The sequence below is a fragment of the Rhodoblastus sp. genome (assembly GCF_041915505.1).
GTDB lineage: Bacteria > Pseudomonadota > Alphaproteobacteria > Rhizobiales > Beijerinckiaceae > Rhodoblastus.
This window is the reverse complement of record NZ_JAYSBG010000447.1, coordinates 1-2,543: the sequence shown is the minus strand read 5'-3', so window position 1 is coordinate 2,543 and position 2,543 is coordinate 1. Positions and strand designations below refer to the sequence as shown.

Genomic DNA, 2,543 nt, shown 5'->3' with positions numbered 1-2,543 from the left:
AACGTGAGCCGAACATGAACAGAAAGCGCAAGATTTCCCTGCCGAAACTCGCCTGCCTCGAAACAGGCTCAAGGGAGGAGGCGCGAAAAACGCTGGAGCGCTTCCAACGAACCGGCTATCGCGCGCCGGAGGGCCCTAGCGTCGAGCGGCTGCTCAAGGCGGGCGAATCCGCGCGGATCGAGACCTTTTCCGAAACGGTCGAAGTGGCGCGCGGCGACACATTCGAGGCGAAGACGGTCGAATTCGCGCGCATCCGCCTCGACGACGGGCCGCTGGTCCGCCTGCGCGACCGCAACCAGCTCGACCGCGCGGACAAGGCGCGCAATTTCGCGCTCGCCCAGGCCGGCGAAAAATATCGCGAGAGTTTTTTCCGCGCCGGTCTCGACCCGCTGCGCTCGCTCGACCCGTCGCAAGAGGTCGCGGCGGCCTATTCGCCCAATGGCCTGTGGCGCTGTGAAAGCCAGATCGAGGCGCTGCAGAAATATCGCGCCGCGCGCGAGGCGATCCCGGAGGATTTTCGTGAGCCGCTCGCGGCGATCGTGCTGGCGGATCGCGAGATCGTCGATGTCGGCCGCGAGATCGGCGCCTATAAGGACGGTAAAATGGCCGGCGCCGTGGCTCTGTTCATCCTACGCCGCGGCCTCACCGCGCTCGCCCGCCATTACCGGATGATTGCGCCCTAGCCGCCGAGCCGCCGCATCAATTCATGCGCGATAGCCAATTCGCGCATGAACGGCCCCTTGGCCGCCGATCGCACGGAGGTCGCGCGCGAAAGACCTTCGGAGCCGAAACGGGCGCGGATCGATTCCTCCACCCAGGCCTGTTCCTGCGCCGCGCGGCGGGCCTTCAACGCGCCAGAACGCTCCGCCCATACCCGATGATCGGCCAGGGCCTGATGCAATTCAGCCAGACCCGCGCCGCTCGCAGCGGAAGCCAGGATCACCGGCACCCGCCAATCGTCGTCACGGTCAAACAAAGTCAGCGCGCCTTCAACCTCGCTTTTCGCGCGCTGGGCGGCGTCGCCCATATCGGCCTTGGTCACCACGACAATGTCGGGCAGCTCCATCACGCCGGCCTTCATGAATTGCAGGGAGTCGCCGGAGCCCGGTTGCACGCAGAGGATCACGCTGTCCACCGCGAAGGAAATATCGGCCTCGGACTGACCGATGCCGACGCTTTCGATCAGCACGCGATCGAACAAAGCGCGCATCAGCGCCGCCGCCGCAATGGTCTGGTCCGACAATCCGCCGAGCCGGTCGCGCGCCGCCATCGAGCGGACGAAAACGCCCTGATCGTCGGGGTCGGTGGCCATGCGCGCGCGGTCGCCGAGCAGCGCCCCGCCCGTGCGGCGCGACGACGGATCGACCGCGATGACGCCGACCGTTTCGCCGCGCCCGCGCCAGGCGCGCAAAAGGGCGTTGGTCAAAGTCGATTTGCCGACGCCGGGCGGCCCGGTCAGGCCGGCGGTATGAGCGCGTGTCTGCGCCAGCGCGGCGTCGAGCAGCTCCGCCAGTTCCGCCGTTCCCTCATGGGTTTCGATCAGGGCCAGCGCGCGCGACAGGCCGCGCTTTCCGCCGGCGGCGATGGAAGCCAGATCAGGAAAAGGCGCGCGCATGAAGCCTCCGCGAGTGTCGCGCTGCTCTAGCCGCCGCGGCGCCTTCTGGCAAGCGCGCGATCACGCGCCGATGGCGTGCAAAATCACTTCGCGGCGATGCGGCGCGCGGCGATGTTCGAACAGATAAATCCCCTGCCACGTCCCGAGCAGCAAATCGCCTTCGGCGAACGGAACGACGAGGCTCGATTGGGTCAGCGCCGTGCGCAAATGGGCCGGCATGTCGTCCGGCCCTTCGTTCTCGTGACTGTAGAGCCCGCGTCCCTCGGGCGCGATCCGGTCGAAAAAGGCGAGCAGATCGTCGACCACGGAGGGGTCCGCGTTTTCCTGGACCAGCAGCGAGGCCGAGGTATGACGACAGAAAACGGTCATCTGCCCGATGGTCAATCCGCTCTCGCGCAGAAAGGCCCGCGCCTCGCGGGTAAATTCGAACAGGCCGCGCCCGCGCGTCGCAACGGTCAAACGATGCTGAACCTGCCGCAATCGATCCTCCCGGCCGCCGCGCCGCGCGACGCAAGCGCCTCCTCCCACATGCCGAACTGCCTCCCTTCTCCCAGCAGGGCGTTCGGCAGAACGCCCGTCTTTCGACGGGCTATGGCGGGAGAAGGTGGCGCGCGGCGCCGGATGAGGGGGTCTTCGCCGCTGGGGCGAGGCCCCCTCATCCGTCTCGCCGCCTTTGGCGGCGATCCACCTTCTCCCGCGAGGGGAGAAGGGGTTCGGCGTTACGCCGTCGAACGCGCCGATTCGCCCAGGGCGGCCTGCGCCGCCGCGAGGCGGGCGATCGGCACGCGATAGGGCGAGCAGGACACGTAATCGAGCCCCGTCTTCTCGCAGAAGGCGACCGAGGACGGATCGCCGCCATGCTCGCCGCAAATGCCGAGCTTGATCTTGGCGCGGGTCTTCTTGCCGCGCTCGGCCGCGAGCGCCACCA

At 67.7% G+C, this 2,543-nt stretch carries 4 protein-coding genes; 1 reads left to right on the top strand and 3 read right to left on the bottom strand.

The annotated features are described in order from the left end of the window. A partial coding sequence (locus ACE3S9_RS18400; RefSeq protein WP_374547924.1) for a hypothetical protein occupies positions 1-683 on the top strand: 683 nt, incomplete at its 5' end. Here ACE3S9_RS18400 and meaB read toward each other — a convergent pair. The 3 genes from meaB to ACE3S9_RS18385 form a co-directional block, all read right to left on the bottom strand. Then, positions 680-1,615 (bottom strand): methylmalonyl Co-A mutase-associated GTPase MeaB, encoded by a 936-nt coding sequence (gene meaB / locus ACE3S9_RS18395; protein WP_374547923.1) that lies wholly within the window; start codon positions 1,613-1,615, stop codon positions 680-682. The genes ACE3S9_RS18400 and meaB overlap by 4 nt on opposite strands. 60 nt (positions 1,616-1,675) lie before the next feature. Next, the gene (locus ACE3S9_RS18390) at positions 1,676-2,095 is read right to left on the bottom strand and encodes a secondary thiamine-phosphate synthase enzyme YjbQ (RefSeq protein WP_374547922.1); all 420 of its coding nucleotides are present in this window, start codon (positions 2,093-2,095) and stop codon (positions 1,676-1,678) included. Positions 2,096-2,334: 239 nt separating this feature from the next. Continuing rightward, on the bottom strand, positions 2,335-2,543 hold a 209-nt coding region (locus ACE3S9_RS18385), incomplete at its 5' end, for a putative PEP-binding protein (RefSeq protein WP_374547921.1).